Source organism: Bradyrhizobium ferriligni (assembly GCF_056837965.1).
This window is the reverse complement of record NZ_JBXEJO010000303.1, coordinates 1-434: the sequence shown is the minus strand read 5'-3', so window position 1 is coordinate 434 and position 434 is coordinate 1. Positions and strand designations below refer to the sequence as shown.

At 55.3% G+C, this 434-nt stretch carries 1 protein-coding gene; it reads left to right on the top strand.

Going from position 1 to position 434, the window contains the following annotated elements:
* On the top strand, positions 1–434 hold a 434-nt coding region (locus tag AC1VNY_RS42725), incomplete at both ends, for a DUF4153 domain-containing protein (protein WP_482409711.1).

Sequence of the window (434 nt, the reverse complement as noted above, 5' to 3'; positions counted from 1 at the left end):
GGCGGTGATCCTCGCGCGAACACAGTCACGTTTAATCGACTCTATTCAAAAGTTGTTAACGTTAATCGCCACGGGGTTGCTGCCGTTAGTATCATTGCTAACCCTGATGTTTATCATCACCCTGCCGTTTACGGGCCTGAGCGCGATTTCTCGCCAAATCTCCGCCGCCGGGCTGCTGTTGACGCTGGCCTTTTTGCAATTGATCTTAATGGCTATTGTCCGCGATCCGCAAAAATCGTCACTTCCCTGGACGGGGCCGTTGCGTTGCCTGATTAAAACCGCTCTGCTGGTTGCTCCGCTGTATGTGTTCGTCGCCGCCTGGGCGTTATGGCTGCGGGTCGCTCAGTACGGCTGGACTGTCGACCGCTTGCAGGGTGCGCTGGCGGTGCTGGTGTTACTGGTATGGTCGCTGGGGTATTTTGTCAGTATCGTCT